This window comes from Nocardia amikacinitolerans NBRC 108937, assembly GCF_001612615.1.
In the GTDB taxonomy this organism is placed as follows: domain Bacteria; phylum Actinomycetota; class Actinomycetes; order Mycobacteriales; family Mycobacteriaceae; genus Nocardia; species Nocardia amikacinitolerans.
Genome location: NZ_BDAU01000030.1, coordinates 171,365 through 187,497 on the forward strand (window position 1 = coordinate 171,365; position 16,133 = coordinate 187,497).

The 16,133-nt window shown below is 70.0% G+C and carries 14 protein-coding genes; 2 read left to right on the top strand and 12 right to left on the bottom strand.

Features of this window, described 5'->3' with window-relative positions; translation table 11 throughout:
* The first annotated feature begins 75 nt into the window (after window positions 1-75).
* Window positions 76-1,014, top strand: coding sequence for an alpha/beta hydrolase (locus NAM01S_RS22225; RefSeq protein WP_253799054.1), 939 nt, complete (start codon window positions 76-78; stop codon window positions 1,012-1,014).
* Window positions 1,015-1,099: 85 nt separating this feature from the next.
* Here NAM01S_RS22225 and NAM01S_RS22230 read toward each other — a convergent pair whose 3' ends face one another.
* Together NAM01S_RS22230 and NAM01S_RS22235 are read right to left on the bottom strand one after the other, a co-directional pair.
* A complete protein-coding gene (locus NAM01S_RS22230; protein ID WP_067788184.1) occupies window positions 1,100-1,489 on the bottom strand; it encodes a cupredoxin domain-containing protein in 390 nt (129 codons plus the stop codon).
* Window positions 1,486-2,163, bottom strand: a complete 678-nt coding sequence (locus NAM01S_RS22235; RefSeq protein ID WP_067788186.1) for a phosphodiesterase — start codon at window positions 2,161-2,163, stop codon at window positions 1,486-1,488. The genes NAM01S_RS22230 and NAM01S_RS22235 overlap by 4 nt, the downstream gene beginning before the upstream one ends.
* Before the next feature lie 107 nt (window positions 2,164-2,270).
* Between NAM01S_RS22235 and NAM01S_RS22240 the strand changes: the two genes are divergently transcribed.
* Window positions 2,271-2,807, top strand: a complete 537-nt coding sequence (locus NAM01S_RS22240) for a hypothetical protein (RefSeq protein WP_157107849.1) — start codon at window positions 2,271-2,273, stop codon at window positions 2,805-2,807.
* Here NAM01S_RS22240 and NAM01S_RS22245 read toward each other — a convergent pair.
* The 10 genes from NAM01S_RS22245 to NAM01S_RS22290 all read right to left on the bottom strand — a co-directional run bounded on the left by NAM01S_RS22245 (window position 2,773) and on the right by NAM01S_RS22290 (window position 15,553).
* Complete coding sequence (locus NAM01S_RS22245; RefSeq protein ID WP_372511704.1) at window positions 2,773-3,489, bottom strand: DUF8020 domain-containing protein; 717 nt, start codon at window positions 3,487-3,489, stop codon at window positions 2,773-2,775. The two genes, NAM01S_RS22240 and NAM01S_RS22245, sit on opposite strands and share 35 nt — an antisense overlap.
* 57 nt (window positions 3,490-3,546) lie before the next feature.
* Complete coding sequence (locus tag NAM01S_RS22250; RefSeq protein ID WP_067788190.1) at window positions 3,547-4,311, bottom strand: HpcH/HpaI aldolase family protein; 765 nt, start codon at window positions 4,309-4,311, stop codon at window positions 3,547-3,549.
* Window positions 4,311-5,534 (bottom strand): type III PLP-dependent enzyme, encoded by a 1,224-nt coding sequence (locus NAM01S_RS22255; RefSeq protein ID WP_067788192.1) that lies wholly within the window; start codon window positions 5,532-5,534, stop codon window positions 4,311-4,313. The genes NAM01S_RS22250 and NAM01S_RS22255 overlap by 1 nt, the downstream gene beginning before the upstream one ends.
* A complete protein-coding gene (locus tag NAM01S_RS36185) occupies window positions 5,531-8,530 on the bottom strand; it encodes an MFS transporter (RefSeq protein ID WP_084483174.1) in 3,000 nt (999 codons plus the stop codon). The genes NAM01S_RS22255 and NAM01S_RS36185 overlap by 4 nt, the downstream gene beginning before the upstream one ends.
* A complete protein-coding gene (locus NAM01S_RS22265) occupies window positions 8,527-10,311 on the bottom strand; it encodes an IucA/IucC family protein (protein WP_067788194.1) in 1,785 nt (594 codons plus the stop codon). The genes NAM01S_RS36185 and NAM01S_RS22265 overlap by 4 nt, the downstream gene beginning before the upstream one ends.
* A complete protein-coding gene (locus NAM01S_RS22270; RefSeq protein ID WP_067788196.1) occupies window positions 10,308-11,498 on the bottom strand; it encodes an ATP-grasp domain-containing protein in 1,191 nt (396 codons plus the stop codon). Before NAM01S_RS22270 ends, NAM01S_RS22265 begins: the two co-directional genes overlap by 4 nt.
* A gap of 84 nt (window positions 11,499-11,582) precedes the next feature.
* Complete coding sequence (locus NAM01S_RS22275) at window positions 11,583-12,602, bottom strand: ABC transporter substrate-binding protein (RefSeq protein WP_067788198.1); 1,020 nt, start codon at window positions 12,600-12,602, stop codon at window positions 11,583-11,585.
* A gap of 70 nt (window positions 12,603-12,672) precedes the next feature.
* A complete protein-coding gene (locus tag NAM01S_RS22280; RefSeq protein WP_084483187.1) occupies window positions 12,673-13,434 on the bottom strand; it encodes an ABC transporter ATP-binding protein in 762 nt (253 codons plus the stop codon).
* A 59-nt stretch (window positions 13,435-13,493) separates the two neighbouring features.
* Window positions 13,494-14,537, bottom strand: a complete 1,044-nt coding sequence (locus tag NAM01S_RS22285; protein ID WP_067788202.1) for a FecCD family ABC transporter permease — start codon at window positions 14,535-14,537, stop codon at window positions 13,494-13,496.
* A complete protein-coding gene (locus tag NAM01S_RS22290) occupies window positions 14,537-15,553 on the bottom strand; it encodes a FecCD family ABC transporter permease (RefSeq protein WP_253799052.1) in 1,017 nt (338 codons plus the stop codon). Before NAM01S_RS22290 ends, NAM01S_RS22285 begins: the two co-directional genes overlap by 1 nt.
* Window positions 15,554-16,133 lie beyond the last annotated feature (580 nt).

Consider the following 16,133-nt stretch of genomic DNA (forward strand, 5'->3'; position numbering starts at 1 on the left):
ATGCGCAAGACCCCAATGTCGGTGTCGATGAAAGTCGTTGCGGTAGAGGTGATCTTGCGCGGGTAGACCTCTGAGGTGACGGCTCGTAGATATCTGTTCGCGCTTCTCGGTGTCCTCGCGGTGAGTGTCGGCCCGTCGTTCGCGTCGGTTTCCGCGGCTCCGGCGGCGCACGTGGTCGGCGAGGCGCCGCTCGGCGAGGCGGCGGTGCGGATGGACGTGTATTCGCCGTCCATGGACACCGTGGTGACCAACCGCGTGATCCGCGCCGCGGGCGGCGGTCCCGCGCCGACGTTGTACCTGCTGACCGGCATCGGCGGCGGCCAGGACGGCATCTCCTGGTGGGACGACACCGATGTCGTGCGGTTCTTCGCCGACAAGCACGTCAACGTGGTGATGCCGGTCGGCGGCGCGTTCAGCATGTACACCGATTGGCGCGCCGACGACCCGTCGATCGGCCGCCACCGCTGGCAGACCTACCTCACCGAAGAGCTCCCCGCGGTCGTCGACGAACAGCTCGGCGCCACCGGCCGCAACGCCATCGCCGGTGTCTCGATGAGCGCCGCCTCCGCGGTCGACCTCGCCATCCAGGCGCCCGACCTGTACAGCGCGGTCGCCGCCTACAGCGGATGCCCGTGGACGTCGGATCCGCTCGGTATCGCCTTCGTCACCGCGCAAGTGGTCCGCGGCGGCGCCAACCCGGCCAACATGTGGGGTCCGCCGGGCGACGCGGGATGGCGCGCGCACGACGCTTTCGCCCGCGCGGGCGCGTTGGCCGGTAAGGCCGTCTACCTCTCCGCGGGCTCCGGCGTGCCGGGCACGATCGACCGCGGCCTGCCCTTCCCGCCCGTCGAGGCCATCGCCAACGCCTGCACCGCGGCGTTCGCTGGCCGGCTCGACCAGCTCGGAATCCCCGCGATCCACGTGGAGCGGCCCACCGGATCGCACACCTGGGGCTTGTTCGAAATGGACCTCCACGAATCCTGGCCCCACCTAGCCCCCGCCATCGGCGCCTGACCCGGCTCGTGCCACACAGGTTTCACACGCCGCACATAGGCACCGGCTATGTGACGCGTACACGGGGTGTGTGCCAGGTGGTGGGCTACTGCCGCACGCTGAGCCACCCGTCCATCAGGCCGTGGTAGCGGCAATAGAAGGGGTGCGAGCCGATCTCGGCGGGGGCGGGGAAGGTGACGGACTGTCCCGGATCGATGTCGTGGTCGAACAAGCCGGGCCGCTTGCTGGTGATGCTGTGCTCCACCAGATCGTTGTTCACCACCGTGATGTTCGCGTTGGGGGTGATCGGCGGCGTTCGCGGGTAGGCCAGATCCTGGATCGTGATGGTGACGGCGGGGATCGGCGGCGGGCCGGGCGGTGGACTCGATGCGGCGGGGTCCTCTTCGGATTCATCGCCGCACGCCGCTGCCAGCGCGATCAGCGGCAGCACCGCGGCCAACCGGATCGGCCGTCCGACCCGGCGCACCGCTCTCACGGCTGTTCGCCGCGACCGCTGCGGCTGCCGACGTACGCGAGTTCGCGGACCCGCCCGATCACCTCGGGCAGGATCTTGACCTCGTCGGGATGGTTGGTCATCGGGTCGAAGAAGTCGGTGCGGTAGTCGCCCGGGTCGGCCGGATGCAGCGTGACCTCCGCGAGCCGGTGCTCCGGCTTGCCCATCTCGCTCGCCGAGAGGACGAAGGTGGCGGGCTCCGCACGCAGGTGGTCGGCCAGGGCGTCGAGCGACGGGGTCTCCGGCTGATCGTCATCGGGTTCGGCGAAGATCCAGGTCGCCGCGGAGTCGCCGAGCCGGTAGGGCATCAGGCAGCCGTACCTGGCCGTGCGCCAGCTGCGCGCCGGTGTGATGACGAAGCGGCTGAGCGAGCCGGTGCCGGTGGTCGCCAACGCGAAGTCCCACGGGTGGTCGTCGCGATCGAGTACCCGCAGCGCGAGGCCGAGCACGTCCGGCAGTCCGGCGGGGGTGCCGATGCCCTTGGACAACCTCGCGAGCACCGCCCGCTCCCCCGCCCCGAACAGGTACTCGTACTCGGGTTCGGCGTGCAGCCGCCCGGACAGGCGCAGCCCGTTCGGATGAAAGACCCGAGCGTGGCGCAACCTCGCCACTCCGGAGAAAACACCGCGCACGGCATCCGCTGCGAGATCGGTCATCGCGACTCCTTCGATCGGGGCGGTCGACAACCACCGACTGCCCCGCCGCGCGGACAATAAACCGGGCCCGATGTGGCAAAAGCGCTCCCGTAGGTACTCCCATGGCGATGACGATCACATCCCAGCCCCGCAAGGCGGTGAACACGATGACATCGACTCGAGCACTCCGACCGGCCACCGAAACGGTCAGTGTGCGGGTACCCGCGCGACCCATCGGATTGACGATGCTGCGCACGACCGTGGAATCGACGGCGGTGGTCGCCTACGACGACGCCGACGGCGCGGCCGAACTCGGCCTGATCGTGGAGGAGGTCGCGCGCGGACTCCTCGACTCCGCCACCGACGACTCGATGCTCGACTGCACCGTTTCGTGCACCGACGACGTGACGCGGGTGCGAATGTCCGCGACGACCCGATCGGAACTGCATCGGGATCGCCACGCCGTCGGCTGGCAGATCGTGGACGCGCTCACCAAGGACACACGGGTGATCCGCTCCACGTTCGATCACGCCAGGCACGGCTACCCCACCGAGGTCGACTTCGATTGGCAGCCAGGGGTTTCCGCGGCCCGCGTCCCATCATCGGTCGAGGATGGGACGCGGGCGGCGATCATTTCGCCTGCGCGGGCGGCATCGGGGAATTGATGGTGGTGAAGTACTGCGCGGCGGCCATGATGGCGACGGGCGCGGTCACCAAGAGCTGACCGGTGACGGTGCCCAGTGCGCCGATGGCGAGGATTCCGCCGAGGCAGCCGACCGCGGCGGCCGGGATGAACGGCCCGAACATGCCGACGATGGTGGCGGCCGCGACCGTCGCCCCCGCGATGCCGCCGAGGACGCATCCGACGCCCGCGCCGGTGAGCCCGCCGACCAGGGTGCCGATGGTGGCGCCCATGCCGATGGTGCTCGTCATCCGGCTCCACGCCGCCTGTTCGCGCTCGTATTCGCTCTTCCAGGGCGCCTTGTCCTCGTACGGCAGCGCCACCGGCTTGTACACCGCGTGTTCGAGGTCGAATCGCGGCGTCAGGGTCGCGGTGCGGTCGGTGATGTCGGCCGCGATCGGGAACACGAAATCATCGACGCGGAAGGACAATTCGGTGCCCGCCAGCACGACTCCGTTGTCCGCCTTGATCTTGAAGACGCCGTCCTCGACGGCCATCGACCCGGCGTCGGTCGAGATGATCGTCGACTTCTCGGTCACCGACGACCGGTACCCCACCGCGTCGGTGTCGGCGGCCGCGGTGCCGGTGCCCGCAACCACGCCGAGGGCGATGCTCAGGATCGCGGCCCCGATCGGGCCACGAAGTGCCTTCTTCTTCCTCATCATGGGTTTTCCTTTCTCGGAAGTTCCATCCGTGGTGTCGATGGAATGGACTCGCGGCGGTCAGCCGCGAAGTTCGGCGAGGCCGCGGCGCAGCGCGGCCGCGGCCAGGTCGACGGCGTCACCGCAGACGAAGGCGCGCACGTCGGCGTCGCGCCACTGCGCGTATCGCTGCGGGGTCCGCGCCATCGCGCAGTACGGCACACCGTGTTCGGCGCACGCGGCGCGCAGCCGATCCAGCGCGGCGCGCACCCGCGGATCGCCGAGTTGCCAAGGTACGCCGAAGGATTGCGAGAGATCCGCCGGTCCTGGCAGCACCATGTCGACGCCACCGCCCGCGAGAATCCGGTCGATGTCGGCAACGCCCTCGGCGTCCTCGATCAGCGCGACGAGCATGATCTCGTCGTTGGCGCGGCGCAGGTGTTCGACCGGCTCGTAGCGGCCGAAACCGGAAGATCGGCCGCTACCCAGGGACCGCTTGCCAAGCGGCGCGTAGTACAGGGCATCGATCGCCGCCGACACATCGGCGCGCGAACGGACGTGGGGTACGACGATTCCCATCGCACCGGCGTCCAACGCCCGCAGACTCGTGGCGAAGTCGCCCTCCGCGATCCGCACGAAGGGCGTGAGACTACACGTTTCGGCGGCCCGGATCGCGTGCGTCAGTTCGCGTCCGCCGAGCAGCGTGTGCTCGGTGTCCAGCACGACGAAGTCGTAGCCGCCGTGGGCGATCATCTCGACGAGCTCGGGCGCGGCCGCAGTGCAGAAGAGGCCGTGCACGAGATCGCCGCGTGCGAGTTTCCGCTTGACTTCGTTGGCGCGCAGCATCACTCACGACCTCGCTCGGATGCTTCTGCCTCGCGCAGGAAGTGGAAGCTTGGCGGCGGGTGCATGAGGAAATCGCGGTGCGAGATGTTCCAGGCGTAGGCGCCCGCCAGGTCGAAGGCGATACGGTCGCCCGTGCGTAGCCCGCTGACCGGCACGCTCTCGGCGAGAACGTCTTTCGGTGTGCACAGCTGACCGGTGACGGTGACCCGCTCCGTGGTCGTCGCGGCGCGCGGCCAGGGATGCGGCCAGTGCTCGGTCGGCACGATCGAGCACGGTTGGTCGTGTCCTTTGGCGGCGGGCGTGCGCAGGTGATGCGTGCCGCCGCGCACGATGGCGAATTCGGCGTGATGGCTCGGCTTCACGTCCAGCACTTCGGTGACGTACCAGCCGCTGTAGGCCGTCAGCGCCCTGCCTGGCTCGATGCGCAGCCGAAGCCCCGGCCGCGCGTCGGTGATCCGGCGCAGACCCGCACCGTAGGCGGCCCAGTCGAAGCGGCGGTCGGGCGCGGTGTAGTCGACGTTCATGCCGCCGCCGACATTGACTTCGGTGAGGTCCGCACCGTGTCGTGCACCGAGACCGATCGACCAGTCGACGATCGATTCCGCCACCGCGACCAGTTCGGCCGCCTCGAGCCCACTGGCCAGATGAGCGTGCACACCGTGCCAGCGCAGCCCGGGAAATCGCCCACGGGCGAGAGCGGCCGCCGCGAGCTCGGCCTGCCCAGGATCGAGGCCGAACGGTGTCGGGCGGCCGCCCATGGCCAGCGCACTGCCGCTCAGCGCGCGGTCGGCCAGCGGCAGGTTCACCCGCAGCAGGACGCCGATCGGCTCGCCCGGTGTGGAAAGCGCTGCGAGACGGCGCAATTCGCCGATGCTCTCCACGTGCACGCGGTGCACACGGTGTACCCGCGCGGCGGCGAGTTCGTCGGGGCTCTTGCCCGGTCCGCCGAACGCCAAGGGCCGATTCGGCACCGCAGCGGCCACGTGGGCGAGCTCGCCACCCGAGGACACCTCGTAGCCGTCGACGACGTCGGCGAGCGCACGCAAGATCTCCGGCTCCGGATTCGCCTTGGCCGCGTAGTACAGCTCCACGCTGTCCGGCAGCGCCGCCCGGATCGCCGCGGCATGCGTGCGCAGGGCGTCCAGATCGTAGACATAGGCGGGAAGTTCGGCGGCGTCGAGGGTTTCGACGCGTTCCCGGACCGGTGCGGAAAGACCACTCATGCCTGCGCCTCGCTGACGCTCGGCTCCGGCATGCGGGAAGCAATCCGGCTGCTCGACGCGACCTCGGCGGCGCGGGTCACGCCGAGCAAGGGGAAGGGCGAGGGAAGCCGGACGTAGTCGGCGTCCCGATCCGGTTTGCGTTCCCATCGGGTGAGCAGATTGGCCTTGGCGGGCAACGGAACGCCCGCGAGCAGAGCGGCGAGGCGCGGCGGGCAGCCATGTTCCTCGGCGTACGCGGTCAACTCCTCGTGGACCGCTTCCCACAACTCCGCCTCCCGATCGGGATGCGAATCGGCGAGCGCGGCAAGCATTTCGGCCACGTGGTTCACGATCAGGCAGTACACGACCCGGTCCCAGCCGCGCTCGTCGTCGTAGGTCATCCGGGCCGCCACCTCGGGCAGCAGACCGGATAGCGCCGCGGCGTGCGATTCCGGCAGCAGCTTGGTGCCTTCCAGATCGCGCAGCAGCACCCGCGTCGGCATACCCGACTCGTCGACGACTATCAGCACGTTCTGCAAGTGCGGTTCGAACACGACGCCGTGGTCGAAATAGGCGGCCAGCACCGGAGGTATCAGTAGCCGGAGATAGGCGCGCCACCACCGCATCGCCGCGCTGGAGTCGGCGTCGGCGAGCAGTCGGGAGATCTGTGCCTGGCTGCTCGGGTACTCGTCGGCGACAGCCGCGGCCAGCAGCGCGGTGGTGCCGGGAGCCAGCCGCGTCGCCAGCCCTTCGCGGACGATCACGCCGAAGCCCTCCAGTAGCGTGCGGTCGGCGGTGCCGTCGGGTCCTGGCAGCGCCAGGCTGCGGTAGGCGGGCTCGCGGAGCACGGCGCAGCCGGGAAAGCGGGATTCCAGTTCCGCGAGGATCGGCGCGAGGATTCGGGTGAGCGCCACCGCGCCGGACAGCTCGTAGGCGGCGTTCTTGCGCAGGCAGTTGGTGATGCGCACGTTCAGGCTGAACTTGAGGAACGTCTCGCCGTCGTAGAGGGTGCGCACCGACGCGGTGGCCGCGAACCGGCGATCGCCGACGCCGAGGTCGAGGATGTCGTCCCGGTCCATGGCGTGCCGCAGGGCGGGAAGGTCGCGCAGCATGCGGAATTGCCAGGGATGCGCGGGCAGCAGGCGGTAGCCCGCCGGCACGGTCGGGTGCAGTCGATCCAGGGCGTCCGTCGCCGCGGCGGCCGCGGACTCCTCCGCCACGAGATGCGCACGGACGCCCAGCATCCGCAGGCCGAACTCGGCGCCGTGCTCCGGCGCGTACCGCGCCCACGAGTCGTCGGAAGCGCTGCGCGCCTTGGGTGCCGGATGGAAGCGGTGACCGAATACCAGCGCGCGCTCGGAATCCAGGTAGTCCAGCGCGGCCGTGCCGATCGGCGGCCTGCTCGCCTGCGTCGTCGTGATCGTCCGGTGGCTCGCCGCGACTTGGTCCACGAACTCCTCGTTGCGTACGCCGGTGCGCAGGGTGAGTTCGTCCCGGGTGTGCTCGGCGAGGCGACGCCAGCCGACCGGCTGCCATTCGCCCGCGCGCAGTTCGTCGACCGGCCCGGCGAAACGGTGCGCGCCGAACAGCGAAGTCCGGCGGAGCCGGACGCGCAGCAGCACGCCCCGACGGGGCAGCCGCAGCAACAGGTGGTCGCCCGCGACGGTGGCTTGCTGTTCGGGTCCGGACACTTCGCGCAGCAGGCAGTTGAGCAACGTGTGCGCGGTCGCCGTATCGGCGTGGGGCAGGCCCGCTTCCGCTGAACCGGCGGGCACCCGTGTCGACGTCAGCTCGATGGTGTTGGTGGACAAGGACATAGGACGACTCCGGCGGGTGAGGGGAATTCGGCGGACCGAGACGGACAGAACGACGAGCAGGGCGGTGACACCGCCGACGAGTGCCGGTGCGGCGGGCCCGAATCCGGCATTGGCCGCGGTCGCGGCGAGCCCGGCGGCGACCGCGCCCGCTTTGGCGAAGAATTCCAGCGAACCGAACAGACCGCCCGGCGCCCTGCCGCAGGCACAGTCGGCGGCGAGGATGTTGCGGCCGACCAGGCCGAGGGTGAGCCCGATACCGAGCAGCAGCCGCGCGGCGACGAGCTCGATCAGCGAATCCGCCACGGCGTGCGCGGCCAGTCCCACTGCGAGACAACCGAAACCGAGCACGATCGGCTGTCCGGCCGCGCGGCACCTCCGTTGCACGGGCAGCGAGATCACCAAGTAGACGAGGTGGGGCAGGGCGAACAAGCCACCGGCGGCCAGCGGCGAGAGGTCGGGTAGCCGATCGCCGACGAACGCGATGAAGTAGGGAAACGAGATCACGGTCGTGAAGACGAAGACGAACTCCACCGCGAACAACCGGCGCGGCGACGCGTGATCCGAAGCTCCTGGCGGCCGCGCACCGGTCGCGGGCGCCGGTCCCCGTGCGGAATCGGGCTCGGGCAGCCACACCAGGATCAGTGCCGCGGCCAGCGGCAGCACCGCGAGCACCAGGTACTGGCGGTGCGGGGTGAGCCACGGCGACAACAGTCCGACGGCGATCGGCGCGCAGACCAAGGCCGCCCTCGCACTGCCCTGCAAGACGGTGAGCGCCCGCGCCAACGCCGAACCGTGCAGTGCCGCACCGAGATAGCCGTTCGACGCGGCGAACGTCCCGCCCAGCACGCCTTGTAACACCAGAGCCGCGGTGAACATCGGGATCGAGTCGGCCGTTCCCGCGACGACGAAGGCGATCGCGAGACCGAGTTGCGCGCGAAGCAGCAGCCTTTTGCGGCCGAACCGGTCGGCCAGCCGACCCCACAGCGGAGCACCGAGACCGCCGAAGACGGTCGGCACCACATAGAGGACGCCCGCCAAGCGGGCGGTGGGATCGCCGAGCTCCGGGAGGATCTGGGTCAGGTACGGCGGCAGGCCGAGCGCGGCGAACGAGGCGACGAAATAGGAGCCCGCGACGGCGTAGACACGCCGGTCAGTCTCGGCAGCAACGGGTTTCGCGGATCGCTCCAGCGTCGTACTCACCGCGCTCCCCCGCTGACGCGCAGGTAATTCGGCCCGCGGACATAGTGTTTGTTGATGTCGGTCGCTCCGCTGCGTTCCTTGTCGAACAGCGTTCCGGCGCTGACCATCGCCTTCACCGGCAGGTTCTCGGCGTCCAGCACGTGCGCGCGCAAACAGGCGGCAGGCTCGGGAGGCAGCCGATCGATCGCCTGGGCGAGCCGGTCCCGCACCAACCCCACCAGCGCCGATCGCACGCCGTAACCGAGCGCGGCGAGTTCGAACGCGTACGCGGCCGCGCACAGGTGCACCGTGATGGTGGTGAACAGGTCGGTCAGCGGTCGGTCGTCGGCGACGTTGACGCGCGGATCGGCGAAGACGGCGGGCTCGGCCCCGAGCCGGTCGCGCAGCCGAGCGGTGTGGATGCGTGGTGTGTCGTTGTCCTTGAACAGCAACCGCAGCCGAGCGCGACCGGAGGCCGCGCCGTCGAGTACCAGCGAGACGTTCTGCTGGTGCGACTCCAGAGCGATGCCGTACTCGAACAACGTTGCCTGCCAGTCGAACAGCAGCGTGATCCAGGCGTCGAAAAGCGCCGTCGGATCGCCGTCGTAGAACGCGTCGGCGAGGTGGTCGAGCACCCGGCGGCCGTCGTGCGCCCTGGCCGTGACCGCGGCCATCGGTACCACCACCGAATCGCGCACCTCCGCGGGCATGCCCCGGCGCAGGACGGCGAGCAGTTCGTGCCCGGCGTGGGCGTAGGTGCTCTCGTCGGCGAGCAGAATCGTGTCGCGGAAACGGGATTCGCGCGCGAGCACGGTGCTCAGGATGCGGTGGGTCAGCGCACCGTCGGCCAAGGTTCGGGGCTTGACGGTGCGCACATTCCGCCGTCCGAGCGTGGCGGTGGCCACCGGGAGCTTGAGGTGCTCACCGAAATCCTCGGTGAGCGCCACCGTCCGCATCGACAGCGTCGGCGAGACTTCCAGATACGCCGAATCCACCAGTGCGCAATCGTTTTCGATGCCGATATCGCGCAGCGCCCGATGCAGCGGAGCGCCGACGGTGAGCGGATGCACCGGCAGCATCAGATGGTCGTGCGCGGAGTGCGGCAACCCCAGCTGGTGTGGCGTCGGCCAGTACGCGGGAAAATCGACGCCGCCGCCGACGGTTACCGCCGAACGCGGGACGGCCAGCCAGCGCAGCGCGAATCGCGGATGGAACTCCGGCGCGTACGCGCGAAGCTGAGCCTGGCTCAGCTCGGCGCGAGCACGCGAGGTCGGATAGACCGGGTGATCGTGCCGGGCGGCGAGCGTGTCGAACGCCAGTGCCGCGGCGCCCGTCCACCGTTCCAGCCGATCGCCGTGGTGGGCGATGAGCAACGCGGCGCTCCGACCGCGGGTGGCGTCGTGCAGTCGCGTCGCGGCGAGCGCCTGCGCGCATTCCTCGGCGAACGCGCTGAAGCCCGGCCGGTCCAGCGGATCGGCGAACGCGGCAAGCGCCGTGAGGATCTCCGCGGTGGTGCGCAGTTCGCGACCGTCGGATTCGCGCAGCAGCAACGGCAGTCGCGGGGCGTCGTCGCACAGGAAGCCGTCCGCTGTCACCGGAAGCAGCAGCGCCTCGTGGTCCACGGCGTTCGTCAGACGCAACCAGCGACCGTCGGCGCGGCGGACGGTGACGCTCCCGCTGCGCAGGCCGAGCACGTCTTCGCGCAGCATTGTCTCGAGAATTCTTGTGACCAAGGCGCTTTCGCGTCGGTCCGGTCCCTCGACGCGGTGGGTTGCCTGCGGCACGGTGGATGTCGAGGTCACGGGAGCACCTCCCAGTGCTGCGTCGCCAGGAACGACTCCGCGGCGCGGTCGACGGCAGCGCTATCGGTGCCCGCGGCGCGCAGCACGCCGACGTAGTCGCGGTTGGTGTGCCGCAAGTCGTGCCGCGTGCCGATCGCACGCAGCGGCCGGTAGGCGAGGCGGACGCCGTCGACCACGGCATCGAGGGATTCCGGTGCCGCCGTGAGGGTTCCGGAACCCGGAGCGCAGATGTGATCGATGCGGGCGGCGCCGTCGGTGCGTGCGCCGAGATCGTCGGGCAGCGGGTCCCCGAGGTGGGTTCGGAGGATGTGCTCGAACAACGGAATGCCGAGCAGCTGGGCGAGCAGCAGATCGCACTGATCGCCGATCGCGCGATAGTTCACCTCGATCAGGCGGGCACGGCCCCGGTCCACGACGAATTCCGTGTGGCACGAACCGAACCCGACACCCAACGCGTCGAGCTGGGACAGCACCTGCGCGAGGACCGGTTCCGGATGGGCGTGGACGAAGGTGTGCCGGAGTTCGATGAAGTGCGGCGGCGGTGACAATGTGGTGCGGAATCCGCCGAGCACATGCCTGCGCGTCCCGTCACCCAGGGTTTCCAGCGTGTGCAGTTCGCCGGGCAGGTACTCCTCCACGATGAGCGTGGCCTCGGGTCGCCGCAGCCTGATCTCCGCGCACCGCGCCAGCAGCTCCGCGCATCCGCCGACCAGCACGACATCCTCGCTGGCCACGCCCTCGGCGGGTTTGACGACGCACGGGAACGGAAGCTCCATCTCGGCCAGTGGCGCGAGCTCGTCGCCGGGGCGCAGTTCCCGTGACCAGACGGTGTCGAGCCCGGCCGCCGCCAAGAAGCGGCGCATCTCGACCTTGTTCTTCACCCGCAACGTGGCGCGCCAATCCTTGCCTGGCAGACCGAAATACGTGGCGGCGAGGGCGGTCTGGGTCTGGAGGTGATCGCTGTTGGAGAAGACGGCGTCGGGCGCGCGCCCGCCGGAGATGGCCGTGACGATGGCTGGCAGACTGCGGACATCGCAGTCGAGCGCCCGGATGTCCGGATGCCTGCGCCGGTGCGCCTCGGGTTGGTCGGTGAGAACGGTGACGTCGAGGCCGAGCGCGGCGGCCGCGGGAAGGAATCCTTCCGATACCGAGTCGGTCGGGTTGTGTGCGAGCAGATACAACTGCACGGGTGAGCCCTTTCCTGCCGAAGGGTGAACACAGGGAGGCGGTGGCGGGGAGTGGCGCCCAATCGCCGCTCCCCGCGACCGCGATCACTTGCCGGGCAGCCCCACTCCGGTCGCCGTTGCGACATCGGCGAGCATTCGATCGGCTGCCTGCACGCCGATCCCCGACATCCAGGTCTCGTCAGGAACCTCGAACACCTTGCCGCTCTTGACCGCCGCGAGGTCCTGCCAGACCCGGCCCGCCGTGACGGCGTTCTTCTCGGTCTTGCCGGGATCGTCGATCGTCGCGACGAAGATCAGCTGCGCGTCGGCCTGGTCGATCTGCTCAGGGCTGACCTCTTTCATGATCTTCTTCGGATCCGTGGAGACCTGCGAGGCCGGACGCGGCAGCCCGATGTCGGCGAGCACGACGCCGCTGAAGGAGTTGCTCTGATACAGCCGCGTCGGACCCGCGAGGAAGCGAACGACCGAAACACTCGGCAGGACACCGTTGTTCGCGGACGCGATCGCGACGCCGAGCGCGCGGGCGCGGTCCTCGTACGCGCGCAGCGCCTGGGCGGCCTGTTGTTCGAGGCCCAGCGCCTTGCCGTGCACGGCGAGATTCGCCTTCCACGGGCCGCCGGTCGTCTCGGTGAACACCGTCGGGGCGATGCCGCTGAGCTTGTCGTAGATCTTCTCGTGGCGGACCTTCGAGGAGAGGATCAGATCGGGGCGCAGCGAGGCGATGCGCTCCAGGTTCGGCTCCAGCAGTGGGCCGACGTCGGTGACGCCGTCCACCTTGCTCGCCAGGTACTCCGGGAACCCGCCCCTGGTCTTCGTGTGCGGCACCACAGCTCCGACGGGCCGGATGCCGAGCAGGGTGACCGAGTCGAGCTCCGCGGTGTCGAGCACGACGATCCGCGCCGGCACCCGCGGAATCGTGACCTGCCCCATCGCGGTGTCAAGCGTGCGCGGGAAGGCCGCCGGGTCGGCGCCGGTGACCTGTGCGGATTCTGTTGCGCCGGAATCGTTTCCACACGCGACGAGCGCGGTGGCCGCCAATCCCGCCGTGACGGCGGCGATGGCGATCCGGCCGAATCCGCGCAGGCGGAATCGTCCTGTGGACATGAGAGATCCTCGACTTTCCTAGATGAAGCGACACCACCCCGGACGGGTGCTGTCGTGCGTCCGCCGGCCCTCAGGCTCGAACGGCGACGTGCTCCCCCCGGCCGGTATGTCGGCCGCCGCGGGCCATGGGAACGACCAGGGGCGTGCCGGTTTCGGGGTCGGGTACGACGCGGCAGTCGACGCCGAAGACGGTGCGCACCAGGTCGGCGTCGAGCACGTCCTCGGGTGCGCCAGCGGCGGCAAGTCGCCCGTCGTGCAGCACGACGAGGTGGTCGGCATAGCGCGCGGCCTGGCCGAGATCGTGCAGCACCATCACCACGGTGCGGCCCTCGTGCGCGTGCAGATCGGCGACCAGGTCGAGGACGTCGAGCTGATGGCGCAGGTCGAGAAAGGTCGTCGGCTCGTCGAGCAGCAGCAGGCCGGTGTCCTGGGCGAGGGCCAGTGCGATCCAGACGCGCTGGCGCTGGCCGCCGGAGAGGTGATCGACCTGGCGGTCGCGCAGCTCGTCGGTTCCGGTGCGGCGCAAGGCGTTCTCCACCGCCGCTTGGTCGTGCGCCGACCACGGCCGCAGCAGCCGCTGGTGTGGATAGCGGCCGAGCCGCACGAGCGCCTCGACGGTGATGGCCTCCGGCGTGATCGGTTGTTGCGGAAGCAAACCCAGCTTCGCGGCCAGCGCGCGGGCGGACATCCGATGCACATCGGCGCCGTCGAGGGTGACGATCCCGCCGGACGGCCGCAGCAGGCGGGTCAGTCCGCGCAGCAGCGTCGACTTGCCGCAGGCGTTGGGTCCGACGATCGCCGTGACAGCCTCGCCAGGCAACGTCAGGTTCATGCCGTCGATCACGACCCGGTCGCCGTAGTGCAGGCGAAGGTCCCGCGCCTCGAGCTCGTTCACGCGTTCCTCCGGTGGGCCGGGCCGCTGTCGCGCAGCATCAGGATCAACAGCCACGGTGCGCCGACCGTCGCGGTGACGACGCCGACCGGCAGCCCCTCGATCGGCAGCAGGTGCTGGGCCGTCAGGTCGCAGCCGACCAGCAGCGTCGCGCCTGCCAGACCGGTCGCGGCCAGCGTCGCGGCCGTCGGCGGCCCGGCCAGCATGCGCACCAGGTGCGGCACCGCGAGCGCCACGAACGACACCGGTCCGGCCAGTGCGGCAGCAAGCGAAGCCAACGCGACGGTCGTCAGCAGCAGCCGCAGCCGCGCGGCGGAGACGGCGACGCCGAGGGTGGCTGCGGACTCGTCGCCGAGGTCGAGCACGGCCAGGGTTCGGTGCTGCACCGCCAAGGCGATCAGCACCAGCACGCAGGCGATCGCGGCGCCGCGCACTTCCGGCCAGGTGCGGCCGTAGAGCGAACCCGCCGTCCACTGCATCGCCGCTCCGGCAAGTTCTTTCGGGAAGCGCACGACGACGAGATTCACCGCCGCCGCCAAGCCCGCCTGCACCGCGAGGCCGACCAGCACGAGCCTCAGGACCGGCAGCCCCGAACGCCAGCCGAGCACACCGAGCAGGAACGCGGCGAACAGGCCACCGCCCAGCGCGCCGAGCGGAATCAGCGTCTGCCCCGCGCCCGCCGCCAGCACCAGCACCGCGCCCAGCGACGCGCCGCCGGTCACGCCCATGACATCCGGCGAGGCCAACGGGTTGCGGAAAAGTCGTTGCAGCACCGCCCCCGCGATCGCCAGACCGGCGCCCGCGATCATTCCGGCGACGAGCCGCGGCGCGCGGAACTCCTGGACGACGTACACCTCGCCGGGATCGCCGACGCCGAAGGCCGCCCGCAGCGCCGAGGGAACCGACATCCGCACCTCACCGAAGGCGATCGCCAGAATCGTGAACAGCGCCAAGGCAACTGCGCACACCACGATCAGCACGGCCACGCGCCGTCGTCGGAAGATCGGGGATGTCGCCACAGGCGTCGTCGTTTCCACCACCATCAGCGAACCTCCCGCGTGCGGGCGAGCAGGGCGAGCAGCGGCGCGCCGAGAAAGGCGGTGACGATACCGACCTCCACCTCGGACGGACGGGCGACCAGGCGGCCGAGAATGTCCGCGGCCAGTAACAGCAGGGGTCCCGCGATCAGACAGCCGGGGAGCAACAGCCGGTGGGAATTGCCGACCAGCGGACGCACCAGGTGCGGCGCCGCCAAGCCGACGAAGGCGATCGGCCCGGACACCGCGACCGCCGAACCGGCAAGCAGCACAACGGCACACGTTCCGGCCAACCGGATCCGGGCGACCGGCGCGCCGAGCGACTTCGCCGCCTCGTCGCCGAGCGCGAGGGTGTCGAGGGCGGGCGCGATCCCGGCCCCGATCAGCAGACCGAGCACCATCGCGGGCGCGACAGGAACGAGGGCGGCGAGATCGCGCTGGGCGATCGAACCCGCCAACCAGAAACGCGCCTCGTCCAGCGTGCGCTCGCTGAACACCAGTACCGCCGAGGTCCACGAGACCAGCACCAATTGCAGGACGGTGCCGCCGAGTACCAGCCGGACCGGGTCCAAGCCGCCGCTGCGCCGTCCGAGCGCCATGGTGAAAGCCGCCGCGGCAGCGCCGCCCGCGAAGGCGAACCAGACGAACTGCACCGGCCGGTCGAGACCGAGCGCGAAAATCGCTGTCACCACGGCCAATCCGGCGCCTGCGTTGATCCCGAGGGTGGTCGGGGACGCGAGCGGGTTGCGCGTGACTCCTTGGACGATCGCTCCGGCGAGCCCGAGAGCGGCCCCCACCGCGATGCCGACCAGCGTGCGCGGAAGCCGCATATCGATGATCACCAGTGCGTCGCGGCTCTGCACGGCGCCGAGCAATGCCTGGACCACCGTCGCGACGGGCACCGATCGCGCGCCGAGCGCGAGACTCAGAACGATGCACAGCAGCAATCCCGCAATCCCGGCGAAGTACACCGGAATCCGGCGCCGTCGCGGGGCGGTTCGCCTCATCTCGGTCGTGGTCACGGGGCGGAAGCATAGGTTAGCTATACCTAAGTTTGTCAACGAGTTCGTGCTGGTCGAGCGACCGAAACGGTCCGGCTCGATAGTGTTTCAGACCTGCGGAAACCGACGCTTCACACCGCGCGGAACGAGCCCGCCGGGCCGCTCGGCGACGCCCTCGGAGGCCGGGTAACCGGACTGCGGCGATGCCCAACCGTCCCCGCTTCGAAGACGCGCCGGACCGAGTCGCCCACGCCGAGATTCGACAGCGGATCAGCGCCCGAGCCACCAAGCGGCTACCGATGAATTGCGCTCTCCACCAATAGCCTTCACAGCAAACTCACAGGTTCGTCGATTTGTCCGGATCCGCCGACGACCGGCCCGGCGGCCGCCACGACCACACCGGCCCGGCCCGGCATGCGCGCGACGGGCGGAGGACGCCACACAGCCATCGGAAACGAACATCCTTCAGTTGGCGTCGTCGCGCGGAAAATCTCCGACGCAACCGGCCGACGGCGCGAACATCTCGTCGCCGCGGGCTGTGAGAACCGTCTCCGAAGGTTTAGACGTTCGACGGTGGCGTTCGCCCGCTCCTGGACACGCC